Source organism: Saccharopolyspora sp. NPDC002686, assembly GCF_040295745.1.
GTDB classification, from domain to species: Bacteria; Actinomycetota; Actinomycetes; order Mycobacteriales; family Pseudonocardiaceae; genus Saccharopolyspora; species Saccharopolyspora oryzae.
Window position 1 is genome coordinate 1 of sequence record NZ_JBEOVY010000075.1, and the last position, 25,817, is coordinate 25,817.

General features: G+C 70.9%; 25 protein-coding genes, 1 pseudogene and 1 riboswitch. Of the genes and pseudogenes, 14 read left to right on the forward strand and 12 right to left on the reverse strand.

Going from position 1 to position 25,817, the window contains the following annotated elements; translation table 11 throughout:
* Positions 1-148 precede the first annotated feature (148 nt).
* The 7 genes and pseudogenes from ABTZ89_RS12760 (at position 149) to ABTZ89_RS12790 (ending at position 6,071) form a co-directional block, all read left to right on the forward strand.
* Positions 149-301, forward strand: coding sequence for a hypothetical protein (locus ABTZ89_RS12760; RefSeq protein WP_351043668.1), 153 nt, complete (start codon positions 149-151; stop codon positions 299-301).
* Between the two features lie 56 nt (positions 302-357).
* Entirely contained in the window at positions 358-1,110 is a 753-nt protein-coding gene (locus ABTZ89_RS12765; protein WP_351043671.1) for a GntR family transcriptional regulator, read from the forward strand.
* A gap of 91 nt (positions 1,111-1,201) precedes the next feature.
* Complete coding sequence (locus ABTZ89_RS12770) at positions 1,202-2,572, forward strand: cation:dicarboxylate symporter family transporter (protein ID WP_351043673.1); 1,371 nt, start codon at positions 1,202-1,204, stop codon at positions 2,570-2,572.
* Entirely contained in the window at positions 2,569-3,912 is a 1,344-nt protein-coding gene (locus ABTZ89_RS12775; protein ID WP_351043676.1) for a class-II fumarase/aspartase family protein, read from the forward strand. The genes ABTZ89_RS12770 and ABTZ89_RS12775 overlap by 4 nt, the downstream gene beginning before the upstream one ends.
* Before the next feature lie 43 nt (positions 3,913-3,955).
* A pseudogene (locus ABTZ89_RS12780) lies at positions 3,956-4,429 on the forward strand (LysR family transcriptional regulator); the annotation flags it as partial.
* Between the two features lie 125 nt (positions 4,430-4,554).
* Positions 4,555-5,145, forward strand: coding sequence for an isocitrate/isopropylmalate family dehydrogenase (locus ABTZ89_RS12785; RefSeq protein ID WP_502949542.1), 591 nt, complete (start codon positions 4,555-4,557; stop codon positions 5,143-5,145).
* Between the two features lie 35 nt (positions 5,146-5,180).
* Positions 5,181-6,071 carry an alpha/beta fold hydrolase gene (locus ABTZ89_RS12790; RefSeq protein ID WP_351043679.1) on the forward strand — a complete coding sequence of 297 codons (891 nt, stop codon included), beginning with the start codon at positions 5,181-5,183 and terminating at the stop codon, positions 6,069-6,071.
* A gap of 127 nt (positions 6,072-6,198) precedes the next feature.
* On the opposite strand, the gene ABTZ89_RS12795 is transcribed toward ABTZ89_RS12790, so the two are convergent.
* Entirely contained in the window at positions 6,199-7,170 is a 972-nt protein-coding gene (locus ABTZ89_RS12795) for a helix-turn-helix transcriptional regulator (RefSeq protein ID WP_351043682.1), read from the reverse strand.
* Between the two features lie 60 nt (positions 7,171-7,230).
* Here ABTZ89_RS12795 and ABTZ89_RS12800 point away from each other — a divergent pair, with 60 nt between their 5' ends.
* Positions 7,231-9,456 carry an ATP-binding cassette domain-containing protein gene (locus ABTZ89_RS12800; protein ID WP_351043685.1) on the forward strand — a complete coding sequence of 742 codons (2,226 nt, stop codon included), beginning with the start codon at positions 7,231-7,233 and terminating at the stop codon, positions 9,454-9,456.
* On the opposite strand, the gene ABTZ89_RS12805 is transcribed toward ABTZ89_RS12800, so the two are convergent.
* The 8 genes from ABTZ89_RS12805 to ABTZ89_RS12840 all read right to left on the reverse strand — a co-directional run bounded on the left by ABTZ89_RS12805 (position 9,453) and on the right by ABTZ89_RS12840 (position 15,834).
* Positions 9,453-10,139 carry a transglycosylase SLT domain-containing protein gene (locus ABTZ89_RS12805; protein WP_351043688.1) on the reverse strand — a complete coding sequence of 229 codons (687 nt, stop codon included), beginning with the start codon at positions 10,137-10,139 and terminating at the stop codon, positions 9,453-9,455. The two genes, ABTZ89_RS12800 and ABTZ89_RS12805, sit on opposite strands and share 4 nt — an antisense overlap.
* A gap of 120 nt (positions 10,140-10,259) precedes the next feature.
* Positions 10,260-10,961, reverse strand: coding sequence for an energy-coupling factor transporter transmembrane component T (locus ABTZ89_RS12810; RefSeq protein ID WP_351043691.1), 702 nt, complete (start codon positions 10,959-10,961; stop codon positions 10,260-10,262).
* Positions 10,958-12,397, reverse strand: a complete 1,440-nt coding sequence (locus ABTZ89_RS12815; protein ID WP_351043693.1) for an ABC transporter ATP-binding protein — start codon at positions 12,395-12,397, stop codon at positions 10,958-10,960. The genes ABTZ89_RS12810 and ABTZ89_RS12815 overlap by 4 nt, the downstream gene beginning before the upstream one ends.
* Positions 12,394-12,990, reverse strand: coding sequence for an ECF transporter S component (locus ABTZ89_RS12820; protein WP_351043696.1), 597 nt, complete (start codon positions 12,988-12,990; stop codon positions 12,394-12,396). The genes ABTZ89_RS12815 and ABTZ89_RS12820 overlap by 4 nt, the downstream gene beginning before the upstream one ends.
* Positions 12,983-13,095, reverse strand: a riboswitch (TPP riboswitch). Its footprint overlaps the gene before it by 8 nt.
* Positions 13,096-13,384: 289 nt before the next feature.
* Positions 13,385-14,470 (reverse strand): pyrroloquinoline quinone biosynthesis protein PqqE, encoded by a 1,086-nt coding sequence (pqqE, locus tag ABTZ89_RS12825; protein WP_351043699.1) that lies wholly within the window; start codon positions 14,468-14,470, stop codon positions 13,385-13,387.
* Positions 14,463-14,744, reverse strand: a complete 282-nt coding sequence (gene pqqD / locus ABTZ89_RS12830; protein WP_351043702.1) for a pyrroloquinoline quinone biosynthesis peptide chaperone PqqD — start codon at positions 14,742-14,744, stop codon at positions 14,463-14,465. Before pqqD ends, pqqE begins: the two co-directional genes overlap by 8 nt.
* Positions 14,745-14,808: 64 nt before the next feature.
* Complete coding sequence (gene pqqA, locus ABTZ89_RS12835) at positions 14,809-14,946, reverse strand: pyrroloquinoline quinone precursor peptide PqqA (RefSeq protein ID WP_270952992.1); 138 nt, start codon at positions 14,944-14,946, stop codon at positions 14,809-14,811.
* A 195-nt stretch (positions 14,947-15,141) separates the two neighbouring features.
* Entirely contained in the window at positions 15,142-15,834 is a 693-nt protein-coding gene (locus tag ABTZ89_RS12840; protein ID WP_351043706.1) for a helix-turn-helix transcriptional regulator, read from the reverse strand.
* Between the two features lie 177 nt (positions 15,835-16,011).
* Here ABTZ89_RS12840 and folE point away from each other — a divergent pair, with 177 nt between their 5' ends.
* The gene (gene folE / locus ABTZ89_RS12845; RefSeq protein WP_351043709.1) at positions 16,012-16,611 is read left to right on the forward strand and encodes a GTP cyclohydrolase I FolE; all 600 of its coding nucleotides are present in this window, start codon (positions 16,012-16,014) and stop codon (positions 16,609-16,611) included.
* Here the strand turns inward: folE and ABTZ89_RS12850 are convergent.
* Entirely contained in the window at positions 16,591-17,022 is a 432-nt protein-coding gene (locus ABTZ89_RS12850) for a DoxX family protein (RefSeq protein WP_351043712.1), read from the reverse strand. The two genes, folE and ABTZ89_RS12850, sit on opposite strands and share 21 nt — an antisense overlap.
* 287 nt (positions 17,023-17,309) lie before the next feature.
* On the opposite strand from ABTZ89_RS12850, the gene ABTZ89_RS12855 reads away from it, so the two are divergent.
* The 4 genes from ABTZ89_RS12855 (at position 17,310) to ABTZ89_RS12870 (ending at position 20,097) form a co-directional block, all read left to right on the forward strand.
* Positions 17,310-17,564, forward strand: a complete 255-nt coding sequence (locus ABTZ89_RS12855) for a PLD nuclease N-terminal domain-containing protein (RefSeq protein WP_270952998.1) — start codon at positions 17,310-17,312, stop codon at positions 17,562-17,564.
* 192 nt (positions 17,565-17,756) lie between these two features.
* Positions 17,757-19,157, forward strand: a complete 1,401-nt coding sequence (locus ABTZ89_RS12860) for an MFS transporter (protein ID WP_351043715.1) — start codon at positions 17,757-17,759, stop codon at positions 19,155-19,157.
* A 91-nt stretch (positions 19,158-19,248) separates the two neighbouring features.
* Entirely contained in the window at positions 19,249-19,584 is a 336-nt protein-coding gene (locus ABTZ89_RS12865) for a plasmid stabilization protein (RefSeq protein ID WP_351043718.1), read from the forward strand.
* 321 nt (positions 19,585-19,905) lie between these two features.
* The gene (locus tag ABTZ89_RS12870) at positions 19,906-20,097 is read left to right on the forward strand and encodes a ubiquitin-like protein Pup (RefSeq protein WP_270953001.1); all 192 of its coding nucleotides are present in this window, start codon (positions 19,906-19,908) and stop codon (positions 20,095-20,097) included.
* On the opposite strand, the gene ABTZ89_RS12875 is transcribed toward ABTZ89_RS12870, so the two are convergent.
* Both ABTZ89_RS12875 and ABTZ89_RS12880 read right to left on the reverse strand, forming a co-directional pair.
* Positions 20,091-23,003 (reverse strand): FAD-binding and (Fe-S)-binding domain-containing protein, encoded by a 2,913-nt coding sequence (locus tag ABTZ89_RS12875; protein ID WP_351043722.1) that lies wholly within the window; start codon positions 23,001-23,003, stop codon positions 20,091-20,093. The genes ABTZ89_RS12870 and ABTZ89_RS12875 overlap by 7 nt on opposite strands.
* 131 nt (positions 23,004-23,134) lie before the next feature.
* A complete protein-coding gene (locus ABTZ89_RS12880) occupies positions 23,135-24,925 on the reverse strand; it encodes a thiamine pyrophosphate-requiring protein (RefSeq protein ID WP_351043725.1) in 1,791 nt (596 codons plus the stop codon).
* Between the two features lie 183 nt (positions 24,926-25,108).
* Between ABTZ89_RS12880 and ABTZ89_RS12885 the strand changes: the two genes are divergently transcribed.
* Complete coding sequence (locus ABTZ89_RS12885) at positions 25,109-25,759, forward strand: GntR family transcriptional regulator (protein ID WP_270953007.1); 651 nt, start codon at positions 25,109-25,111, stop codon at positions 25,757-25,759.
* Positions 25,760-25,817 lie beyond the last annotated feature (58 nt).

Consider the following 25,817-nt stretch of genomic DNA (forward strand, 5'->3'; position numbering starts at 1 on the left):
AACGTGACCAACATGCTGCTCGGCGGCACCGCACCGTTCATCGCCACGCTGCTGGCCGGGCATCCCGGTCGCCGTCGCCGGGACCGCGGTCTACGCCCTGGCCACGCCGACGGCGACCTACCCGGGCCAGATCGGCCACGTCAACTTCGTGGTCGGAGCGATCCTGCTCTGCGGCTCCCTGCCGACCATCGCGCTGACCAAGCGCCTGGTCGGCAAGATCCCCGACCGGGTGCACGCGATCGCCTACGTCGCCCTCCTGGTGATCGTCATGATCACGATGATCGTCACCGCCCTCACCTGACTGCGGCGCGCTGCTTGCCGATCACCTGCGCCATGGGGCGTGCGACGATGACGAGCATGGAGGTTCGTGCTGTCAACGGGAACAAGGAGCCGCGCTACCTGCAGATCGCTCGGGATCTGGCGGAGGAGATCGCAGCGCAGCGGTGGGCGGTTGGTGAGCGCATGCCTCCCGAGCCCGAGCTGGCGTCGTCGTTCGAGGTCTCCCGCGAGACGTTGCGCAACGCGCTGCGCGAGTTGGAGGCCCGGGGCCTGGTCTCCCGGCGCAAGGGGGACGGCACCCGCGTCGAGCGGCTCACGCCGGTGCAGCGGTTCGACACGTCGTTGGGCAGTCTCGAGGAGCTGGTCCAGTACGGACGGGACGCGGTCCGCGAGGTCACCGCATCCGAGGAGGTCACCGTCGGGTCCGAGCTCGCCGCGACCGCGGACCTGCCGCCCGGTGCGGTGCTCGCTCGGCTGACCACCGTCCGGCGGGCACCGGACACTTCGGCCGTTTCCTGGTCGCAGGTCTACCTCTCGCCGGACGACGCCGCGGCCGTCGCCGACGACCTCGACAAGAGCACGCGTTTGATCAGCGATCTCCTCCGGGAGCGGACCGGTCGCTCGACGCACCGGGTCGTGCAGCGGGTCCGAGCCATCGCGCTCCCGGCCGAGCCTGCGGAAGCGCTCGGGCTGCCACCGGGCAGCCCGGCGCTGGAGTTCGTCCGGCACTACTACGACGCGACCGGCGACCTGTTCGAGACCACGGTCGGCGTGCACCCCGGCGACACCTTCAGCTACCGCACGACGCTCGTCCGGTCCGGGTCCGCCTAGGCCCAGGGTGCAAGACACCCATTGACATCCGGGCCACGTCCGGCCATTTTGTGTCTAGACATAAATGTGTCTAGACACAAAGAGGTGTACGATGAAATCAGCGGAAGAGCTCCTCGCGAGCGGCCGCCGGAAGCGCAGATCGCGCTGGTACACCAGCATCGGCAACCAAGTCCTGATCTCGATCGTCCTCGGGATCGCGGTCGGCGCGCTGTTCCCGGCGTTCTCGGCGCGGCTCAAGGTCGTCGGGGACACGTTCCTCGACCTGATCAAGATCGGTGTCGCACCCCTGGTCTTCCTCACCGTCGTGATGGGGATCGCCGCGGCCGGGGACTTGAAGAAGGCCAGCCGCACCGGGCTGATCGCCCTGATCTACTTCGAGGTCGTCTCCACGGTCGCGCTCCTGCTCGGCATGCTGGCCGGCAACCTCTCGGGCGTCGGCGCAGGCGCAGGTGCCCTCAGCGGCGCGCATCCGACCGGCGGGGCACCGGCCGGTGGGGGCGACGACGGAGGATTCCTCGCCGCGGTCGTGCCGGACAACTTCGTCGGCGCGTTCAGCTCGGGCCACCTGCTGCAGGTCGTGGTGGTCGCGGTGCTGCTCGGCATCGGGGTGCTCACCCTCGCCCCCGCGGTCCAGGCGCGTTTCACCGCAGGGCTGGAGACCGCTTCCGAAGGCTTCTTCGCCCTGATCAACGTGATCATGCGCCTGGCACCGATCGGGACCTTCGGCGCGATCGCCTACTCGGTGGGCACCAACGGATCGGCGATGCTGCTGGCCCTGGCCGAGCTCGTGGCGCAGTACTGGATCGTGGTGATCCTGTTCATCGTCGTGGTCCTCGGCGGGATCTGCCTCACCGCCGGGATCAACGTCTTCCGGCTGCTGCGCGCGGTCCGCACCGAGCTGACCCTGGTGCTCGGCACCGCTTCGTCGGAGGCAGGACTGCCCGGTCTGCTCAAGAAGCTGCCGAGGATGGGGTTGTCCCGCCAGACGGTCGGCCTGGTGATGCCCACCGGCTACGCGTTCAACCTCGACGGCACCTCGATCTACATGGCGCTGTGCACGCTGTTCCTGGCCAACGCCTACGGCATCCCGATGGGCTTCGAGCAGCAGCTCGGCCTGCTGGTGATCATGCTCCTGACGTCCAAGGGCGCGGCTACCGTCTCCGGCGGCACGTTCGTGGTGTTCGCCTCGACGGTGACGGCCACCGGCTACCTCCCGATCGAGGGCGTCGCGATCCTGTTCGGCGTCTACCGCGTCATGTCGATGGCCACCGCCACCTGCAACACCTTCGGCAACGTCGTGGCCACCGCGGTCATCGCCCGCTGGAACGGAGACCTCGACCGGGCGCGCCTGCGCGAGGTGCTCGCCGACCCGTCCTCGCTCGACCGGGACGACGACGCCCCGGAACTGGAACCGTCCGCCGAGGTGCCCGCCACCGCCACTAACTCCGGGAGTCCACAGTGAACAGCACGGTCTTCGATTCCTTCCTCTACCGCGAGATGTTCTCGACCGCGCAGATGCGCGAGGTCTTCAGCGACGCAACCTTCGTCCAGCGCATGACCGACACCGAGACCGCGCTGGCCCGAGCCCAGGCCAAGGTCGGCATCGTGCCGCACGAAGCCGCGCAGGTGATCAGCGACTCGGTCCGCCCGGACGCGCTGGACCACGAGCGGCTCCGGGCCGACACCGAGAATGTCGGCTACCCGGTGCTGCCGCTGGTCACCCAGCTCGCGGAGCAGTGCGGCGAGGCGGGCGGCTACCTGCACTGGGGAGCCACCACGCAGGACATCATGGACACCGCCACGATGCTGCAGTGCCGAGACGGGCTCGACCTCGTCGCCGCGGCTCTCGACCGGGTGCGCGCCGCGCTGCGCCGCCTCGCCGCCGAGCACGTCGACACCGTGACGGCCGGTCGCACCCACCTCCAGCACGCGTTGCCGGTGACGTTCGGATTCCGCGCTGCGGTGTGGGTTTCGGCGCTGGACCGGCACAGCGAGCGGCTTGCCCAGGCCCGCGAACGCGACCTCATGGTCCAGTTCGGTGGCGCTGCCGGAACGCTCGCCTCGCTCGGGACCGGCTCCGACGGGCTCGCCGTACGCGCCGCGCTCGCCGCCGAGCTCGGACTGCGCGATCCCGAGATCACCTGGCACGTGGCCCGGGACGGGCTCAACGAGCTCGTCTCGCTGCTGGCCGCGATCGGCGGATCGCTGGGCAAGATCGGATGGGACGTGATGATGATGTGCTCGTCGGAGTTCGGCGAGCTCGCCGAACCCTTCGTGCCGGGCCGGGGCGCGAGCTCGACCATGCCGCAGAAGCGCAACCCGATCTCCAGCGAGCTGATGGTCGCTGCCGCGAAACTCCTGCGCGACCGAGCCGCCACGATGCTCGATGCGCTGATGCAGGACTTCGAACGCGCCACCGGACCCTGGCACGTCGAATGGGCCACCGTCCCGGAGGCGTTCCAGCTCGTGGCGGCTTCGCTGCACCAGGCCGAGTTCATGCTCGGCGGACTGGAGGTCGACGTCGACCGGATGCGGTCCAACACCGCGCTCACCGGGGGGCTCATCGTCGCCGAGGCGGTCATGATGGCCGTCGCCCCGGTGCTCGGTCGCCAGCGCGCGCACGAAGTCGTCTACGACGCATGCCGCAACGCGATCGAGACCGGTGCCGATCTCGCCGACGAGCTGCGCCGCCATCCCGACCTCGTCGCGCAGCTCGGTGAGAGCCGCATCGACGAGCTCTGCGATCCGGCCAACTACCTGGGCAGCGCTCGCGCCATGACCACCGACGTCGTCGGCACCTGATCCGAGGTCCGGGCCCGGCGGCGAATTCCCGGCTGGTGCGAGGATGCGGGGTCGTGGACGCGCGGCAGCTGGGTACTTCTTGGCGGTGGTCGACCACGGCGGGGTGAACCGGGCCGCGGTGGCGCTGCACATCGCACAACCCTCGCTATCCCAGGCCATTCGTGCGTTGGAGCGCGACCTGGGGCAGGAGTTGTTCCACCGCATCGGCCGCCGACTGGTGCTCACCGACGCCGGCCGCGCGCTGATCGAACCGGCCCGGCAGGTGGTGCGGGGTCTGGAGACCGCGCGGGCCAGCGTGGAATCGGTCGCCGACCTGGCCGTCGGGCGGGTCGAGGTAGCTGCGATGCCCTCGCAGGCGGTCGAGCCGTTGAGCGGGCTCGTCCGGACTTTCGCCGAACGGCACGCCGGGCTTTCGGTGAGCATCAAGGCGGCCTTCACCGCCGGCGGTGTCCTGGAGATGGTCCGCAGCGGGGTGACGGAGCTGGGGGTGCTCGCCAGCACCGAAGCGGTGGCCGAGGTTGGGGTGGCGGTGACCCCGCTCGGCCGCCAGCGGTTCGTCGTGGTGGCCAGCGCTGACGGGGCCGTTCGCCGGTGCGCGGGTGCTCGAACTGCTCCCGGAGGCACATCTGCACGTGGCGCTAGGTGTTCACCCGCCCCGGGATCACCCGCGTGGTCGACTTCGCGTTCTCCCTCGCCCGGGAGCGCCGGGGCGAGCTCACCTCGGCCACGAAGTCGAACGGCATCGTGCACACCCTGCCGTTCTGGGACGAAGTGGTCGCCGAACGAGCCGCGTCCCACCCGGACGTCACCTGGGCGTCCGAGCACATCGACGCGTTGTGCGCCAAGGTGGTGCTCGATCCGGCCCGGTTCGACGTGATCGTCGGATCCAACCTGTTCGGCGACATCCTCAGCGTTCTGACCGCGGCGGTCGCGGGCGGCATCGGGATCGCGCCGGCCGCGAACATCAACCCGGAGCGCGAGTTCCCGTCGATGTTCGAGCCGGTGCACGGTTCCGCGCCGGACATCGCCGGCCGGGGGATCGCCAACCCGCTGGGCGCGATCTGGACCGCAGCGATGCTGCTCGACCACCTCGACCACCCGGAGGCGGCAGCCGAGGTCGAGCAGGCGATGGCCGCGGCGCTGGCGCGCACCGGGGTCCGCACGCCGGACCTCGGCGGCACGGCCACCACCGAGGAGTTCACCCGTACCGTACTGGAGTTCGTCGGCCGTTGAGCCGGGCCGATCCACCACGACCAGGAGGAGACCAGATGGGTGTCCCGCTGACCAGTTCCTTCGAGCAGCAGACCGTCGACGCCGACGGGGTCCGCATCAACTGCGCGGTGGGTGGTGATGGCCCGCCGTTGCTCCTCCTGCACGGATATCCGCAGACCCACCTGATCTGGCACCACGTCGCTCCTGCGCTCGCCGCCGAGCACACCGTCGTGCTCACCGACCTGCGGGGTTACGGAGACAGCGACAAGCCCGCTCCGGGGCCGGACGACGCGGAGTACTCGAAGCGCGCGATGGCGCGGGACCAGCTGCTCGTCATGCGGGCGCTCGGCTTCGAGCGCTTCGGCGTGGCCGGGCACGATCGCGGCGGCCGGGTCGGCCACAGGCTGGCGCTGGACGCCCCCGAGGCGGTGTCCGCGCTCGCGGTGCTGGACATCGTGCCGACGCGCCACGCGTTCGAGCACGCGGACAAGGAGTTCGGACTCGGCTACTACCACTGGTTCTTCCTCGCCGCGGGCGGCGGCATCCCGGAGCGGTTGATCGGCGGGGACCCGGAGTTCTGGATCAAGGCGCGGATGTCGGCGCGCCACCACGGCGGAACGCCGTTCGACCCGGCCGCGGTGGCCGACTACGTGCGCTGCTTCTCCGATCCGGCCGCGATCGCCGCGTCCTGCGCCGACTACCGAGCGGCCGCGTCGATCGACCTCGAGCACGACGAAGCCGATTCGGCCCGCACCATCACCTGCCCGGTGCTGGCGCTGTGGGGTGAGCACAGCTTCGTCGGCCGAAACTACGACGTGCTCCAGGTCTGGCAGGACCACGCCGAAGACGTGCGGGGCCAAGCACTTCCGTGCGACCACTACGTGCCAGAAGAACAACCCGCCCGAACAGCCACCGCCCTGCGGACCTTCTTCGCCGAGCGGACCTGATCTGCGTCCAGTCGTCCGGATCCGTGAGTCTTTTGGGCTGCCCCAGCGACCCAAAAGACTCACGGTAACCGCTGCTGAGCCGCCGGCGTCCGGTCAGACGCGACGGGAAAGTCGTTGGGGCGCCGGGTCATTCCGGGTCGTGCGCCGCGAGGTCGAGGCGGTGGGCCAGTTGGCGGCAGCGGGTCCGGAACTGCTCGGGCTCTTCGATGGTGAAGTCCGCGTCCAAGAAGGCGAGGTTGAGCACCAGCCATTCGAAGGAGTCGACCCAGGTCGTGATCCGGCAGCGCTCCTGGTCCAGCGGTTCGATGGCGCAGTCGGAGAACTTCAGCACGTCGGCGACCTTGGGCGCAGGGGAGTGGACGGTGACGACGGCGCGGTGGCGGGGCTCGGCGAGCTTCCCGCGCAGGTACTCGGCGGCGGACTCCGCCGGCAGCGGGCGCGGTGCGAACCGGGTGCCGGGGACGGCGATGTCGCTGATCCGGTCGAGCCGGAAGGTGCGCCAGTCCGCCCGGTCGCGGTCCCAGGCCAGCAGGTACCAGCGCAGGTGGAGGTGCACCTGCCGGTAGGGCTCGATGCGGCGCTGCGACGTGGTGCCGTCGCGGGTGGTGTAGCTGAAGGTGACGTACTCGTGGTGATCCGCGGCGGCGGCCAGCGTGGCAAGCGCGTCGGCGTTGATCGGCGGGGCCGTCTGCGAGGCCGCTTCGAGCGTGGCGCGCACGGCGGTGGCCCGGGCCCGCAACCGCTTCGGCAGGAACTGGTCGATCTTGCCGAACGCGCGGTCGGCCGCCGAGCCGATACCTCCTGCGTCGGTGTCCGGCGGTGCGCTGGCCGCTAGCACGCCGAGACCGACCACGGTCGCGACGGCCTCCTCGTCGTCGAACACCATCGGCGGCAACGCCCGGCCCGCGGCGAGCTGGTAGAAGCCACCCGGCCCCGGCTGGGTCATGACCGGATAGCCGTAGTCGCGCAACCGCTCCACGTCGCGCCGCACCGTGCGCGGGCTGGTCTGCAGCCGCGAGGCCAGCTCCGGACCGCTGAAGCGGCGGCCGGTCTGCAGGTGGGCGAGCAGTTCGAGCAGGCGCCGGGTGACATCGCTCATGACCCCATCATCCCCGAATCGCGGTCAGGATCCGGCCACATCTGTTCGTAGCGTCGCGGTATGAGCTCGACGATCCGCATCCGCGGCGCCCGCACGCACAACCTGAAGGACCTCGACCTCGACCTGCCGCGCGGTGAACTGGTGGTGTTCGCCGGAGTGTCCGGTTCGGGCAAGTCCTCGCTGGTCTTCGACACGATCGCGGCCGAAGCCGGCTACCAGGTGAACGAGAACTACCCGCCGTTCGTGCGCAACCGCCTGCCGAGGTGGAGCCGCCCCGACGCCGAGGTGGGCGGGCTCTCGCCGGTGGTGCTGATCGACCAGAAGCGGCTGGGCGGCAACGCGCGGTCGACGGTCGGCACCACCACCGACGCGTTCACCTACCTGCGGTTGCTGTTCTCGCGGGTGGGCGAACCGCACGTCGGCGAGTCCAACCACTTCTCGTTCAACGACCCGGCCGGGATGTGCCCCACCTGCGCGGGGCTGGGGGAGACGCTGGCCACCGACGTCGAGCGGATCCTGGACCTGGACCGAACGCTGGAGCAGGGCGCGATCCTGCTGCCCGGCTTCGGCATCGGCCAGTACTGGTACCGGCAGTACTCGGAGCTCGGCGTGTTCGACGTGGCGAAACCGTTGCGGGACTGGGCCGCCGCCGACTTGGAGGCGCTCCTCCACCGCGAGGCAGCGCAGCGGTCAGCGCTGCGCGTGCCGAAGGACTACGAAGGCGTGGTCGACCGCTTCGAGCGCATCTACCTGCACACGGCCGACAACATGTCCGAACGCAAGCAGGCGGTGCTGCGCCGGTGCACCCGCTCGGCGCGCTGCCCCGACTGCGACGGCGAGCGGTTGCGCGAGGCGGCCCGCGAGGCGCGGGTGCTCGGCCGCACCATCGGCGAGATGAGCAGGATGGAGATCGGTGAGCTGGCCGAGGTCGTCAGCGAGGTGCGGGATCCGCGAGTCGCGCCGGTCGTGGCGGCGCTGTTGGACAAGCTCGGTGCGCTGACCGAGATCGGGTTGGGCTACCTGTCGCTGGCGCGTCCGACGACCACGCTCTCGGGCGGTGAGTCGCAGCGCATCAAGACGGTCCGGCACTTGGGCAGCAGCCTGGTCGAGATGCTGTACGTGTTCGACGAACCGACCGTCGGCCTGCACCAGCACGACGTGCAGTCCATGATCGGACTGCTGAAGTCGTTGCGGGACAAGGGGAACACGCTGCTCGTCGTCGAGCACGACCCGGACGTGATGCGGGCCGCCGACCGGATCGTCGAGCTCGGCCCCGGCGCGGGCGGTGCTGGTGGGCGGATCGTGTTCGAGGGCAGCTTCGGTGAGTTGACGACCGCGGACACCCCGACGGGGCGTGCTCTGCGGACCCGGATCCGAGCGCGAATGCCCCGAGTTCCTACGGGCAAGCTGCGCATCGAGAACGCTCGCCGCAACAACCTGCGCGACCTGACCGTGGACGTGCCGACCGGGGTGCTGACGGTGCTGTCCGGGGTCGCCGGATCCGGGAAGTCCAGCCTGGCAGCGGAATTCGCTGCGCAACATCCGGCCACCGTCGTCGATCAGCGCCCGGTGAGCACCAACCGCCGCTCCTCGCCGCTGACCTACTGCGGCATCGCCCCGGCGATCCGGAAGCTGTTCGCGCGGCGCAACGGCGTGAGCGCGAAGCTGTTCAGTGCCAACTCCGAAGGTGCGTGCCCAGCATGCCAGGGCGCCGGCGTGATCTACACCGATCTGGCTTTCATGGACGGGCAGGAGACGGTCTGCGAGGCGTGCGCCGGCCGCCGGTTCACGGCTGAAGTCCTGGCCCACACGGTCGACGGACTGTCCATTGCGGACGTCGACGAGCTGACCATCGCGGACGCCGTGCACCGCCTGCCGGAACCGGCGATCGGCCGAGCACTGCGCGACCTGGTGGACGTGGGGCTGGGCTACCTGCGGCTCGGTCAGCCGCTGACCGACTTGTCCGGTGGCGAGTGCCAGCGTCTGAAGATCGCCAAGGAGCTCTCCAGCGCGGACGGGCCCACCTGCTACGTGCTCGACGAGCCGACCACCGGCCTGCACCTGTCCGACACCGAAGTCCTGCTCCGGGTCCTGGACCGGCTGGTAGAGCAGGGCAACACGGTGCTCGTGATCGAGCACGACCTCGAGGTGATCCGCAGCGCGGACTGGGTGATCGACCTCGGGCCTGGCCCGGGCCGCCGAGGTGGGCGCGTCATCTGCGCGGGCACGCCGCAGCAGCTCATGGCCTGCGAGGAGTCCGAAACCGCGCGGGCACTGCGCGGTTAGCGGTTCGCGACGGCGGTTCCCGCCTTGTCCCAGTTGTCGTGCAGCCGGTCGAGGTAGTTCTGCGCCTGCGGGCCCGGGGAAGTGCCCTTCGCGACGGCTCGCATGTTGCCGGGGCCCGCGTTGTAGCCGACTGCCAGCAGCTCCTCGGTGGTGTGCGCGCCCGACCGCTGATCGGGCAGCGAGGCGGAGAGGTCGTGCAGGTACCAGGACGCGGCCTGGATGGCCAGGTCCGGGTCGTCGGGGAGCTGCAGCCAATCGCGGTCGGTGAAGCCGTGGTTGGCCTTGACCTCGTCGAAGGTGGCGCGGTGCATGTTGGCGACGCCCAGCGCGGCGTCCGGTTTGAACTGCAGCCAGGCGCGTTCGGTGTCCGGGTCGTGCGGCTTGTAGGACTCGTTGTACAAGATCGCCATCACCAGCTGCGGATCGACGCCGGCTTCCCGCGCGCGGTTGATCACCTGCGCGGCGAACCGCCCCGGATCCTGGTCGTCAGCGCTCGGCGAGTCCGAAGCCGGGGCGCTCGGCGCGGCCGGTTCGGTGGCGGCGTCGCGCCCCGCGGAGCATCCGGTGGCCGCGGCGACGAGCGCGCACGCGGCGAGCCACCGCCACCAATTCCTGCCCGTTTCCAGCCCCATGCCCATATTCGACCAGATCGCGATGCACGTCCACCAACCGACGCGCTGCACGACATCGACTTCGCCTCCTACCGCTCCGGCAACGCGGTGGCAGTGAAGGACGGCGCGGTGATGGCCTTGGGCGCCCTCGCGGAGACGATGACATCGCAGGTCAGCGCGTCGGCGTCTGCTTCAGCTGATCAGCGCCTCGACGACGTACGGGACAGTGGCGACCAGGGCGCCGAGCAGGAGCACGGTGGTGTCCGTCCGGGTCCAGGGCGCTGGTTCCGCCCAGGTGCGGCGGTGGGCGTGGGCGAAGCCGCGGGCGTCCATGGCGATCGAGGCGCTGGTGGCTTCGCGCATGGTGGTGACCAGCAGTCCGAAGGTGACGGAGCTGGCGTGGCGGGTCCGGGAGACCGGCCCGCGACCGGGCCCGAACCCGCGCGAACGGCGAGCCCGCGACAGGTGCTGCCAGGTCTGGCCGAGCTGCTCGAACCGCTGGAGCGCAGCGGCGAACGACACGACGAACCGGTGGGGGAGTCGGAGGCGTTGGCCGAGCTGATCGGCCAGCGCCATCGGCTCGATCAGCGGTGCGACGGCGATCCCGGGCAGCGCCAGCACGGCGATGCGCAGGCCTGCGGTGGCGGCGACGTCGAGGTGCCCGCCGCCGAGCAGCCACGTCGAGTAGGCGACGGACACGCTGGCCAGCAGGACGGTCGCGAACCGGATCGGACGCCCGGAGCGCGCGGGCAGCATCAGCAACCCGGCGAGCACGTAGACGCAGCTGGTGATCACCGCCGAGGTCAGCGAGCGCACGCCCAGCGAGGCGATCAGGGCCAGCAGCCCCACCGCGACCAGCACCAGGGGATTCACCCTGCCCAGCACACCGTTCATCGCGCCACCACCTGCCCGCGGTGCAGCCGCGTTTCGCGGTCGGCGATGTCGGTCAGGGTCTGATCGTGGGTGGACACGCCCGCAGTGGCGCCGGAGCGCGCGGCCGCGCGCATCCATCCGGCGATGGCAGCCCAGGTGTGGCGGTCCTGGCCGACGGTGGGCTCGTCGAGCATCAGCGCGCCGGGCCGGTGCGCGAGCGCGGCGGCGAGCGCGACGCGGCGCTGTTCGCCGCCGGAGAGCCGATAGGGGTTGGCGTCGGCGAGCGCGCTCAGGCCGAGCACTTCCAGGATCGGCTCGACCTGGGCGGTCGTGCCCAGCCGCGTTGCGGTGTGCGTGATCTCCTGCCGGACGCTGGTGGTGAGGAAACCGTGCTCCGGGTTCTGCGGGACCCATCCGACGGTCCGCGCCAGCTCGATCGACTTCATCCGGTGCAGCGGGACGGTCGTGCCGCTGATGCTGCCGCGATCGGGGCGGACCAGGCCGGCCAGCGCGGCGAGGAGCGTGGACTTGCCCGCTCCCGATGCGCCGGTGAACGCCGAGATCTGCCCCGGCGACGCGGAGACCGAGACGCCGTCGAGCGCGGTGACCGCTGCGGATGAGCGGATCCGCCGGGTCACCAGGTCCACGCCCAGGTCGTGGGTTTCGAGCTGCGGGCCGGGGCCGTCCGGAGCCACCACGGCTTCCGGCACGTCGACCGGTTCGGGCGCGGGGAGATCGGGCATCCACACCCCGGCGCGGCCGAGCTCGGGGGTGAGCCGGGCCCGGCAGGTCCCGGGGTCGACGTCGTGCACGACCTGACCGGTGGAGTCGAGGACGACGACCCGGTCGACGAGGTCCAGCCACGGTCCGATCCGGTGGTCGACGACCACCGTCGAGGCGCCCGTGCTGGTCACCACGTTCGCCACGGCGGCCCGCACCCGGTCGGCGTTGCCGGGATCGAGCATCGAGGTCGGCTCGTCGAGCAGCAGCATCGAGGGCTGCATCGCCAGCACCCCGGCCAGGGCCAGGCGCTGCAGCTCGCCGCCGGACAGCGCCGACGTCGGCCGGTCGAGCGGGTAGTCCAAGCCGACCAGCTCGAGGGCCTCGGCGACCCGCCGCCAGATCTCCTCGCGGGGGATCCCGCTGTTCTCCGGCCCGAACGCCGCATCGCGACCGATGCGATCGGCCACCACCGCGGACCCGGGGTTCTGCAGCACCAGCCCGATCTGGCCGTCGACCTGGACGTCCCCGCCGGCCTCGCCGGGCAGCGCGCCGCCGAGCACACCGGCCAGCGCGTGGATCACGGTCGACTTGCCCGCTCCGCTCGGCCCGGCCAGCAGAACCCGCTCGCCGGGCCGGATGCGCAGGTCGAGCTCGTGGATCGTGGGAGCGCGCCGCCCCAACGGCTTCCAGCTGAAGCCCCGCAGTTCAGCGCGCAGCCCCGTCGAGATCGTCACACCGCTGTCCGCTCGTGGTGCTCCCGGCCGGGCCCGAAGGCGTCCAAGGCACCGGTCGCGGCCAGCCCGCGCACCAGCGCCCAGCCGCCCAGACCGGCGATGACGACTCCGGAGACCGCGAAGAACCCGAGGTAGGCCAGCTTGTACGGGAACGTCCAGTCCACGTAGTAGAACTGCCATTCGTAGAACGACTCGAGCGTTGCGGCGACCGCAGCGCCCAGCGCGGCGACCAGCGGGCCGAACCGGGTCCACAGGAACACGCCCAGCACGAGCTCGACCCCGAGCCCCTGGATGCACCCGGACACCACGGTCGACAGCCCCCAGCTGTTGCCGAGCAGAGCTTCGACGGAAGCGCCGATGACCTCGGTCAGCAGCGCTGCGCCGGGCTTGCGGACGATCAGTCCGCCGATCACGCCACCGAGCAGCCAGGCACCCCCGAAGAGGCCGGCGCTGGGCGGGAAGGCGAACACGGAGAGGGTGCTCAACACCTGGTAGAGCTGGGACCAACCCCAGAATGCGACGCCGATCGCAACACCGAGCATGGCCACGGTCACGAAATCGATCGTCCGGTAGCGGAAAGCGGCACCGCGCACCACTTGAACTCCCTTCGCCGGTGCTAACCGGAGCAGGTTCGGAGGGTCTGCGGCTCAACCCGCACTCTCAGCGCCCTTCACGATGGCGCTCCCCTGTCATCAGGCCCCACACATTACCTCCCGCATCGCCGCTCTCAACACCGCCTCCATCCGGGGGAGCGATGCCGGCCGAGGACGAGAACGGTCCGCAGTGGTTCAGCTACCAGGTGTAGCGATCAGTGGATTCGTTCTCCAGGCGCGCGAACGGCTGATCGCGGCGGAGTCCATGCGATACGTGCAGCGGTTCTCCTGGAATCGAATCCGGTTTCGACAGGATGCTTTCGCTGAAAAGCCGCTGAGTTCAGGAAAATCGTCCCCGCCCGTCCGAGTCCACAGTGCACGGTTCGAGGTGGTGCTATGTGATGTCGCGGGGGTGGGGGCGTGGGGTGAGGACCTTTTCGCGGGGTTGTTCGTTGGCCGCTCGGACCGCTTCGGTGACGATCTCGTGGTCCGGGGAGAGGATGCAGACCGGGTCCGTGCGGGCCGGGTCTCCGGTCAGGAGGTAGGCCTGGCAGCGGCAGCCGCCGAAGTCGACCTCCCGGCGGGGGCAGCTGCGGCAGGGCTCGGGCATCCAGCCGGTTCCCCGGAAGGCCTGGAAGATCGGTGAATCCGACCAGATCCGGGCCAGCGGTTCGGTGCGGACGTTGGGGTGCGGCAGCGGCAGGACGTGCGCGGCGGGGCAGGGGAGGACGTCGCCGTTGGGCACCACGGTGAGCTGGTGCGAGCCCCAGCCTCCCATGCAGGGCTTGGGGTAGCGGCTGTAGTAGTCGGGGAGCACGTAGATGATCTCCACCTGGCCCTTCAGCCGCGTGCGGGCCGCGCGCACGACTTCCTCGGCGTGATCGACCTGGGCTCGGCTCGGCAGCAGCGCGGCGCGGTTGCGCAGGGCCCAGCCGTAGTACTGGGTGTTGGCCAGTTCGACGCGGTCGGCGCCGAGATCCTCGGCCAGCGCGATGGTTTCGGCGACCCGGTCGATGTTGAGCCGGTGCAGCACGGTGTTCACCGTCAGCGGCCAGCCGAGCTCCTTGATCAGGTGGGCTGCGGCGACCTTGCGGTCGAAGCTGCGGGTGCCGGCGATCCGGTCGGAAGCGGTGGCCTCGTGGGCCTGGATGCTGAGCTGCACGTGGTCGAGCCCGGCCTCGCGCAGTTGTTCGGCCCGTCGCCGGGACAGGCCGAGCCCGCTGGTGATGAGGTTGGTGTAGAGGCCGAGCCCGCTGCCGAAGCGCACGATGTCCACCACGTCCCGGCGCTGCAGCGGTTCGCCGCCGGACAGGTGCAGCTGCAGGATGCCCAGGTCCTGGCCCTCGCCGATCACCCGCTGCCACTCCGCGGTGGTCAGCTCGTCGCGGTAGTCGCCCATCCGCAGCGGGTTGGAGCAGTACGGGCAGTGCAGCGGGCAGTCGTAGGTGAGTTCGGCCAGCATGCCGTAGGGGCTAGTCATCACCGACCTCCACGTACCGCTTGCGGACGAGCCGGTCGAGGAAGCCGGTCACCTCCTCGTCGGCGACCCGGTCGTACCGGCCGCGCAGGTTCGCCGCGATGTCGGCGACCGTGCGGTGCCCGTCGCACAGATCGAGGATCGACGCCCCCGGCGCGTTCAGGACCAGCACGGACTCGGGCCCCAGCAGCACGTACTGATCGCGCGACCGGTCGAAGGCCAGCCGCACGTGCGCGGCCAGGGCCGGTCGGCTCGACGATCGCAACGCCGTGGTCATCCGCGCTCACCTCGTCCGGTCGGGCGGGGGATCGTGGCCGGTGGCCGTGATCCCCCGGCTGCTGCTAGTCCTCCATCCGACCGGCGTACATGGTCACTTCGGAAGTGCACAGGACTTCCACGTAGTCCGGGTGCTCCCACACGGTTTCCTCGAACTCCGGAGGCTCCCACCGCAGGGCGGGGCGGGCGGTTTCGGATTCCACGGTGACACCTCTTCCGTCGACTCCGCGACGGCTCGGCGGTTGCGCGGGAGAACTCCCCGAGAAGCCGGGCCCATCGCAGGTGCAGCATAGCTCCGCAGCAGTGCCCCAGTAACCGCGCAGCGGCAGTATTGGCAGGTCAGAGGCCGAATTCAGGGCTTTCGTCCCGGATCGACGTTACGGGCTGTACAGGGGTCGTCACGCGCTGCGCAAGGACACGCAGCACTCGCCGGGGCGCGGTTCGAGCACGGCCTCGACGGACCGCGCCTCGAGTCCGGCGAGGAAGCCGCTCAGGAAGGCGTGGTTGAGCCCGCACACCAGTTCCGGGGAACGGGCGGTGAGCGGGTGGAACGGGCAGTTGCGCAGCCGCACGCAGTCGGGCGCCTCGCGGTCCGGTTCGAAGCCGTACTCGGCGAGCACCTCCCGGGCCCTGGTCAACGCGCGTTCCGCGCCGAGTCGGCCGGGGCGGGTGCGTTCGCGCTCGGCGGCGCCGAGGCGGTGCCCGTGCTCGCGCGCCGCGCGCTTCGCGGACTGGGCGGCGTTCTCCTGGTCGCCTTCGGTGAGCACGGCGTCCAGCAGGATGTCGGCGAGGAGGTCGTGCCTGCGGGGCGGGATGCTGATCCGGATGTCGGTGCGGGCCGGTTCGTAGACCTTCGGGGTGCGGCCGACCTTGCGGATCCCGTCCAGCGGCGCGTAGCGCGCGCACAGCAGGCCGGCGTCGACGAGCTTGTCGAGGTGGAAGGCGGCGAGCTTGCGGGAGATGCCGACCGCCTCGGCGGCCTCGTCGCGGCCCACCGGCCGCCGGGCGCGGCGGATGTAGTCGTACATCCCGCGTCGCAGGTCGTCCTCCAACGCGGCCACCGCGGTCACCGCCGAACCGGCCTTCTCCATGCTCCAACCCTAGCGTCTCGCGCACATCTCAATGGGTGGAATCCACCAGGTGATGCGACTACCACCCGCATTGACCACGCTCCACGAATAAGACTAACGTTGATTGGCGAAATAAGGGTGAGCCCCGCGCCACCACCGCGGTCGCCGACGGCCGCGATGACGCGAAGGAAGACGTTGATGACATCCGCACCGGCCCTGCACGTCGCGCACGAGTCCACCGGCGAGATCGACCTCGGCGCCGCGGAGCAGGCGGCGGGAGAGCTGCTGCGGGCGTTGGGCATCTCCACCGACTCCGAGAGCCTGCGGGGCACGCCGGGCCGGATGGCCCGCGCCTACGCCGAGCTGTTCACCCCGCGCCCGTTCGACCTGACGACCTTCCCGAACGAGGAGGGCTACGACGAGCTGGTGCTGGCGCGGTCGATCCCGGTCCGGTCGGTGTGCGAGCACCACCTGCTGCCGTTCGTCGGCACCGCCCACGTCGGTTACCTGCCGGGGGACCGGATCCTCGGGCTGTCGAAGCTGGCGCGCGTCGTCGAGCACTTCGCCTGCCGCCCGCAGGTGCAGGAGCGGCTCACCAAGCAGGTCGCCGACTGGCTGTCCGAGCAGCTGCAGCCCAAGGGCGTCGGCGTGGTCATCGAAGCCGAGCACACCTGCATGACGTTGCGCGGGGTGCAGGCCACCGGATCGAACACGGTGACCTCGACGCTGCTGGGCACGCTGCGCCAGGACGCCCGCTCGCGGCAGGAGTTCTTCGCCCTAGCCGGCGTCAACGCTTGAGCCGGTGCGGGCCTTCCGCCCGCGGTGCAGGAGGGCGTCGATCGAGAACGGACCCGCGCCGAGTGCTGCGAAGAGCAGGAAGAACCAGCTGTACAGCGCGGCCAGCTCGCCGTAGTTCTGCATGGGGAACAGCCCGCGCGGCTGGTGCACGGTGAAGTACGCGAACGCCATCGCTCCGGAGGAGATCAGCGCTGCTGGTCTGGTGCCCAACCCGATCAGGACCAGTCCGCCGCAGACGAACTGGATCAGGCCCGCCCACCACCCCGGCCAGAGCCCGACGGGCGTGGGGGCGCCGGCGCCGAGCACTCCGAACAACGCCGCCGCGCCGTGCAGCACGAAGAGGAACGACACGACGATGCGCGTGGCGGAGAGCACGACGTCGCCGATCCGGTCCCAGGCATCTTGCGCCACGTCGAACGCCTCCCTTCCGCGTCAGGCCGGAGGTGTTCGCCAACTGGCTGCCCGCGCGGGCGCGTTTTCAATCCGCCGATCGCCCCGACCACAGTGGACGACGGGGATCGACTACGACTGGAGTCCTACGAGGCGTACGACTCGCGGACCACGGCGGAACCAGTGCCCGGGAGGATGTGGGCGCACGTGCTTGCGAAATACCTTCATCCCTGAAGTTGATCGCGGGACCGCGAAACCCGCGACGGGGTACGAGACGCGCCACCGGCGCGGACAGGAGAGCGCGCAGCATGCACGCAGTCGTCCAGCAGGCTTCCCTGGCCCTCGACAACGAGGCGTTCACGAGCGGCCTGTTCCTCTTTCTGATCGCCCTCCCGGTGCTGGTCTACGTGGTGCTGGTCGTCGGTGCGCTGATCAGCGTCCTCGGCTCGCCCCAGAGCTTCGGGATGAAGGTGGTCTGGATCGTGTTCGTGTTCGTCGCACCGTTCCTCGGCAGCATCCTGTGGTTCCTCATCGGCCGCGGGAACGCCTACGAGCGGGCGTGACCCACGACCTGCACAGGACCGCGCCCCGGTCGGCAGTCGCTCGGTGACCTTCACCGCGACCGCCCGGCCGGGGCGTTCGCCTTCCCGGGGCCCGCGGTTTCGGCACCGTGCGCGGGGGTACCCGTGGACGTGTCCGGAAGTCTGCTCCGGGGCGCGGGGCGGGCGGGGTCGGTGTGACGGGGGTTGGTCCCGATGCCGCCAGCCGGGAAGGGCCGCGGGGGCGAGCCGGAAGCGACCATTGTGGACGAACGCGAGGTCCGCCGCGCGGTGGCCGCCGCGGCCCTCGGCAACACCGTGGAGTGGTTCGACTTCGGGGTCTACAGCTACCTGGTGGTGATCATCAGCCAGGTGTTCTTCCCGCCGACGAGCTCGACCGCGCAGCTGCTGTCCACCTTCGCCACGTTCGCGGTGGCCTTCCTGGTGCGCCCGCTGGGCGGGTTCTTCTTCGGCCCGCTGGGCGATCGCATCGGTCGCCGGACGGTGCTGGCCATCACGATGGGCACGATGGCGCTGGGCACGCTGTCGATCGGGCTCATCCCCAGCTACGCGACCATCGGCGTCTGGGCGCCGGCGCTGCTGCTGGTGGCGCGGTTGGTCCAGGGGTTCTCCACCGGAGGGGAGTACGGCGGGGCGGCCACGTTCGTCGCGGAGCACTCGCCGGACCGGCGGCGCGGGTTCACCACGTCCTGGCTGGAATTCGGCACGCTGGTCGGCTACTCCTCGGGTGCGGCGCTGGTGATCGCGCTGACCTTGGCGCTGACCCCGCAGGACCTGGTGGCCTGGGGCTGGCGGATCCCGTTCCTGCTGGCCGGGCCGCTGGGCGTCATCGGCCTGTACCTGCGCTTCCGGCTGCGGGAAACCCCCGCCTACCGCGAGTCGTCGAGCTCGGAGCGGTCCGGGGCCGCGGCGACCTGGCGCAGCCTGCGCACGATCTTCGGCGAGCACTGGCGCCCGATGCTCGTGTGCATCGGTCTCGTGCTGGCGTTCAACGTGACCAACTACGTGCTCACCGCGTACATGCCGACCTACCTGTCGGCGGTGCTCGGCTTCCAGCACACCAGCGCGCTGGTCCTGGTGCTGGTCGCGATGCTGGTGGTGCTGGGGCTGATCGTGGTGCTGGGCAACTTCTCGGACCGGATCGGCCGGCTGCCGATCGCGGGGCTGGGCAGCATCGCCCTGATCGTGCTGTCGTTCCCGGCGTTCCTGCTGATGGGCGTGGGCAGCATTCCGGCGGTGCTCGGCGGGTTGCTGGTGATCGGGCTGATGCTGATCTGCTTCAGCAGCACCATGCCGTCGACGCTGCCCGCGCTGTTCCCGACCGAGGTCCGCTACGGCGCGGTGTCGGTGGGGTTCAACATCTCGGTCGCGCTCTTCGGCGGTACCACCCCGCTGGTCGCCGAGGCGCTGGTGGCGGCGACCGGGATGCCGACGGTTCCGGCGTTCCTACTCGTCGTGGCGGGAGTGGTGGGGCTGCTGGCGGTGTGGTCCACCCGGGAACCCGCGGGCCGCGCCCTGCCCGGGGCCGAGCCCACCGCCACCGACCGCGCCGAAGCCCGCGAACGCGTCGAGGAAGAACGCGACGAGGAACAGTGAGTACCCGTTCCCGGCAGGGGGGAAACCGGTGTACTTCTCGGTGCTGCGGGTAGTCGACGGGCTGCGGAGCGCATTGGAGGAAGTGACGCAAATGCCTCAGCGAGCCTGGAACGAGAAGCAGGAACGGCAGTACGAGCACATCAAGCAGCAGGCCCAGGAACACGGCTCGAGCCCGGAGCGGGCGAGCGAGATCGCGGCCCGAACGGTCAACAAGGACCGCGCCCAGCAGGGGCAGGCCGAGCAGCGCAGCCGGACCTCCACCGAGGACATCTCGCCGCACCGGCGCGGTGGCCGGAGATCGGGCAAGCGCGAGGGACCCGGCGGCCGGACCAAGCAGCAGCTGTACGACGACGCTCGCCGCCTGGGCGTCCACGGCCGGTCCAAGATGACCAAGGCGCAGCTGGAACAGGCGCTCAGCCGCGGTTGACCCGCAGCGGAACCGGCCGCCGGGTGCTCGGCCCGGCGGCCGGTTCTTCGTGCGATCAGTCGTAGCCCAGGGCGATCACCTCGTCCACGTCCTCCTCGGGCTCCGGTTGCGGAGTCCGCGGGGTGTCTTCAGCGGAGTTGATCTCCTCGTTCGGATCCAATCGGACCATTCCCAACAGGTCGAAGCCGGACAGGTGCGCCCCAGCCGTACCCGGGCGCGGGCGCGTCGGAAACGTGCGGCGAGGCCCTCCCGGGTGCCGGATTCTCCAAGCGCCGCAACGGGTAGTGAGAGGAGGACGTCACGCCGACCAGGGAGTTGCCGATGCGACAGGAGAAGAACCACCAGCGCCCGGTGGAGGACGACGCGCCGGCCGACGAGCCCACGACGACCGGGGCCGAGCGGCGCGAGAAGCTCAACGACGACACCGAGTCCGCGCTGGAGGAGATCGACGACATCCTCGAGGAGAACGCCGAGGACTTCGTCCGCTCCTACGTGCAGAAGGGCGGTCAGTAGTCGTCGAGCAACCGGGATCCGAGCAGTTCCGCCAGGTGGACCGGGGCGCGTTCCGGTTCGCCGTGGCGGATCTGCTCGCGGCAGCTGAACCCGTCGGCGACGACAGCGGTGTCCTGGGACGCTGATCGCACGGCGGGCAGCAGGACGCGCTCGGCGCACGCCATCGACACCTCGTGGTGCCCGCGCTCGAACCCGAAATCACCGGCCAGGCCGCAACATCCGGAATCGAGCACGTCAGCGTCCAACCCGGCGCGGTCGAGCAACTGCGCATCGGCGTCGAAGCCCAGCACCGCGTGCTGGTGGCAGTGCTGCTGCACGATCGCCCGCCCGCCCACCTGCGGTGGCCGCCAGCCCTCCGGTGCGCGCGCTTGGAGGACCTCGGCGAAGGTGGCGAACTGGTCCCGGAGCCGACGCGCGTCCTCGTCGTCGGGAAGCAGCTCCCGGCTGCCGGAGCGCAGGAGCGCGCTGCACGACGGTTCCAAGCCCGCTATCGGCGTTCCCGCCTCCAACCACGGCCGCAGAGTCCGCAACGACCCCTGCAGCACGCGTTTGGCGGTGTTGAGCTGACCGGTGGAGAACCACGTCAGCCCGCAGCAGACCGGATCATCCGGCACTGCGACGCGCAGGCCGGCGTCTTCCAGCAGCGCAGCGGCAGAGCGCGCGATGCGCGGCTCGAAGTGCTCGGTGAAGGTGTCCGGCCACAGCAGCACGGCGTTGCGGTCGCCGGGGGCCGGTGCAGGGCCGCGGCGCTGCCACTCCTGCCGGAAACCCCGGTGCGCGAACGGGGGAGGGGTGCGTTCCGGGGCGATCCCGGCGAGCCGTTTGCCGAGGTCTGCGATCACCGGCGTGCGCATCGCGAGGTTGACCGCGCCTGGCGCGTGCCGGGCGAGCTGCGCGAACACCGGCAGCCAGCCCAGCGAGTAGTGGGTGCGAGGACGGATGCGGTGCCGGTAGTGCTGGGCGAGGAATTCCGCCTTGTACGTGGCCATGTCCACGCCGGCCGGGCAGTCGGACTTGCACCCCTTGCAGGCCAGGCACAGGTCCAGCGCGTCCCGCACGGCGGTCGACCGCCAGCCGTCCTGCACCGGGGAATCGGCGTGGCCGTGCAGCATCTCGAACAGCAGCCGGGCCCGGCCCCGGGTGGAGTGCTCCTCCTCGCGGGTCACCATGTAGGACGGGCACATCACGCCGCCGGTGCTGCGCCGGCAGTTGCCGACGCCGACGCACCGTTGGGCCGCGCGGGTGAAGCTGCCGCCGTCGTCAGGGAATCCGAGGAACGTGCGGGGCGTCGACGGGCGGTAATCCGCGCCCAGCCGCAAGTCCTCGTCCACCCGGTGCGGTGCGACGACCTTGCCCGGGTTCATCCGGTCCGCGGGATCGAAGGCCGCCTTCACCTCGGCGAAGGCCGTGACGATGCGCGGGCCGAACATGCGCTCCAAGAGCTCGCCGCGGGCCTGGCCGTCCCCGTGCTCACCGGACAGCGAACCTCCGTGCGCGGTCACCAGATCGGCGGCGCTGCGCACGAAGTCCCGGAAGGTCTCCACGCCTCGGGCGGTCTTGAGCCGGAACGGGATGCGGACGTGCACGCACCCGTGCCCGAAGTGGCCGTAGAGCGCCGGCCGCTCGTAGCCGTACTCGTCGAACAGGCCGAGCAGATCGCGCAGGTAGTCGCCGAGCACTTCGGGCGCGACCGCGGAATCCTCCCACCCCTCCCAGCTCTCCGGCATGTCCGGGGGATTCGCGGTGACGCCCAGACCGGCCTCGCGGGCGTTGAGCATCCGCTGCTCCTGCTCGGGGTCGTCGGACACCGCCACATCACCGTCCGATGTGGACTTGCCGAGCGCGCGCAGCAGCTCGGCCAGCTGGCGGTCCGCCGACTCGGTGGAGTCCCCGCCGAACTGGACCAGCAGCCAGCTCCGGCCGCGCGGCAGCATCGCGACGGAGCCGAGGTGTTGGCCCTGCTCGCGCATGAAGTGCACCAGCTCGTCGTCGATGGCCTCCACCTGCACCGGGCGGCAGTGCGCGAGGATCCGGGGGACGGCGTCCGCGGCCGCCGCGATGTCGTCGTAGCCCAGCGCCAGCATCGCCTTGGCCGGCACCACCGGCACCAGGTCCAGCTCCGCGTGCAGCACGGTGGCCAACGTGCCCTCGCTGCCGACCAGCAGCCCCGCCAGGTCGAAGTCGTCGCCGAGCAGCGAGTCCAGGTTGTAGCCGGACACCCGCCGGGGGATGTCGGGGAAGCGCCGCCGGATCTCGTCCTGGTAGCGGTCCCGGACCTCGCGCAGCCGGCGGCAGAGGTCGCTGAGCTGACCGCCGAACTCGATGCGCTCGGTCAGCTCGGCCTCGTCCAGCCGGCCCAGCCAGGCGCGCAGCCCGCCGTAGGTGACGATCTCCAGCCGGGACACGTTGTCGGCGGTCTTGCCGTGGAGCTGCGCGCTGGCCCCGCAGGAGTTGTTGCCGATCATGCCGCCGATCGTGCACTGGCCGTGCGTCGACGGCCTCGGCCCGAACTGCAGGGCGTGCTCGGCGAGGTGCCGGTTGAGGTCGTCCAGCGCGATCCCGGGTTCGACGACGCAGGTGCGGTTCTTGGGGCTCACCGAGACCACGCGGTTGCAGTACTTGCTCCAGTCCAGCACGACCGCGGCGTTGGTGCCCTGACCGCCGAGGCTCGTCCCGCCGCCGCGGGAGAGCACCGGGGCCCGGTGCCGTGCGCAGATCTCGATCGCGCGCGCTCCGGCCACCACGGTGCGCGGCACGACCACCCCGATCGGCACCTGGCGGTAGTTGGAGGCATCGGTCGAGTACGCGCCGCGGGTTCCCGGGTCGAAGCGGACCTCCCCGTCGACCTCGCGGCGCAGGTCCGCCAGCAGCCCGTCGGCGCTCTGCGACGTTGCGTTCCTGCTCATCACCGCGTCCCTCCGGTCGGTTCAGGCGATGCGGAACGGCTCGACCGCCTCGGCGCTCAGCATCCCGGCGAAGTGCGGCAGGTGGTAGTCGTACTCGCGCACCGCGGCGTCGGGCTGCGCCGGGCCGGGCATCAGCGGCGGCCCCGGCTCCCGGGCACGTACTCCTGGACCTTGGCCTTCACGCCTTCCCGGACCACCGACCACGCCTCGGGATCGCCCTTGAGCAGCGAACTGGCCACCTTCTCCAGCTGGTCGAGATCCGCCCGGGGCGGGATCGGCGGCACCGTCGGATCGGTGACGAACTCCAGGACGCACGGCCGGTCGGCATCCAGCGCCCGCCGCCAGGCCGCGCCCACCTGGCCCGGGTCGTCGACCTTCGCGGCTCGCAGACCCAGCTGCTCGGCCAGCGCCGCGTACCCGACGTCGGGGATGCGCTGCGACGGGATGAACTGCGGGGCGCCGCTCATGGCGCGCAGCTCCCAGGTGACCTGGTTGAGATCGCCGTTGTGCAGCACCGCGACGATCACCCGCGGATCCGACCACTCGCGCCAGTAGTGCGCCATGGTGATCAGCTCGTTGATCCCGTTCATCTGCATCGCGCCGTCCCCGACCAGCGCGATCACCGGCCGGTCGGGGTGCGCGAACTTCGCCCCCGTGGCGTAAGGCGCGCCGGGACCCATGGTGGCCAGCGTCCCGGACAGCGAGGCCCGCATCCCGCGCCGGATCTTCAGGTGGCGCGCGTACCAGTTCGCCGCCGAGCCGGAGTCGGAGGTCAGGACGACGTCGTCGGGCAGCTGCGGCGAGAGCTCGTGGAACACCAGCTCGGGGTTGACCGGCTGCGCGTCGACGTGGGCGCGGCGTTCCAGCACGTCCCACCAGGCGCGCACGCCCTCCTCGACGGTCTGCCGCCACGAGCGGTCCGCCTTGCGCTGCACCATCGGCAGCAGCGCGGCGAGGGTCCGCCGGGCATCGCCGAGCAGGTTGACCTCGAAGGGGTAGCGCATCCCGATGCGGTTCGGGTCGATGTCGATCTGCACCCCGCGCGCCTGGCCGTACTCGGGCAGGAACTGGCTGTACGGGAAGCTGGAGCCGACCATCAGCAGCGTGTCGCAGTCGCGCATGAGCTGGTACGAGGGCTTCGTGCCCAGCAGACCGGCCGCCCCGGTGACGAACGGCAGGTCGTCGGGCAGCACGTCCTTGCCCAGCAACGCCTTGGCCACGCCCGCGCCGAGCACGTCGGCGATCTGCTCGACCTCCTCGGCGGCACCTCGGGCGCCCTGCCCGATCATGATGGCGACGCGTTCGCCGGCGTTGAGCACGTCGGCGGCGCGGCGCAGGCTGTCCTGGTCGGGCAGCACCGAGGCGTCGGACATGCCCATGCTGGAGGGCACCATCTTGAACTCGTGCGTCGGCGGCTCGTACTCCAGGGTCTGCACGTCGCCCGGGATGATCAGCGCGGTCACCGTTCGGCGCGCCTGCGCGGTGCGGATCGCCCGGTCCAGCACGTTCGGCAGCTGCTCGGGCACGGTCACCGTCTCCAGGTAGTCCGAGGCGACGTCCTTGTACAGCGCCATCAGGTCGACTTCCTGCTGGTAGGAGCCGCCCAGGGCGGTGCGGGCGGTCTGCCCGATCAGCGCGACCACCGGAACCCGGTCGAGCTTGGCGTCGTAGAGGCCGTTGAGCAGGTGGATCGCACCGGGCCCCGAAGTCGCGGCGCAGACGCCGACCCGCCCGGAGAACTTCGCGTACCCGACGGCTTCGAACGCGGACAGCTCCTCGTGGCGGGACTGCACGAACCGGGGCCGGTCACCAGCGCGTTCCCACGCCGCGAGCAGACCGTTGATCCCGTCCCCGGCGTAGGCGAAGACGTGCTCGACACCCCATTCGCGCAGGCGGGCCAAGATGTGATCGGATACCAGCACTTCGCCACCTCCTCGCTGCAGCCGCGCGTTGTCCGGCGCTCCTGCTGCTCTACCCGGAAGCTCCCGCGCCCAACCACCGGAACTCCGATCAGCTCGGTCCACTGTGGATCGCGGGACGGCGGGCCACTGCCGGTGCGGCTGCGCCGATACGATGGCGGTTCAGACGCGATGGAGATTGAACTCATGGCACAGGCAGGGAGCTTCGAACCCGAGTCGGAGCGCGTGATGCGGCAGCTCCGAGACGAGATCGTCGACGGTGTCCGGGCCCCGGGCAGCAGGCTGGTGGAGCGGGACCTGGCGGCCGAGCTGGGGGTGAGCCGCCTCCCGGTGCGCGATGCGCTGCGGTCGCTGGTGGCCGAAGGGCTGGTCACGCCCCGGCCGCGCAGCTGGGCGGTGGTCCGCGAGTTCACCGCCTCGGACGTCGCGGACCTCAACGAGGTGCGCGGTGCGTTCGAAGCGCTCACCTTCAAGCTGGCGGCCCAGCGGCGGACCAAGGACGGCTTGGCCCGGCTCCGCGAGGTCGTGGACACCGAGCTCGCGGCGGCGCGCGCGGGCGACGAGGTGCGGGCCCGGCGCGCGGCGGCGGACTTCCACGAGGTGGTGACCTCGCTGGCGGCGAACGAGCTGCTCAGCGAGCTGGACCGGGTGATGAGCGGCCGGATGCGCTGGCTGCTCGGCCAGCACGACGACCTGACCGCGATCGCCGAGCAGCACGAGGGCCTCTACGCGGCCATCGCCGACCGGGACGTGGCGCGGGTGGAAGAGCTGATCGCCGAGCACCTCGCCGCAGGTCAGGGCATGGCCGCGGCGCGCCAGCGCTCGGCGGGTTCCTGACGAGCAGCGGTCACGCGACCCGCGGGATGGACAACGTAGCGTGGACGCGGAAACGGCA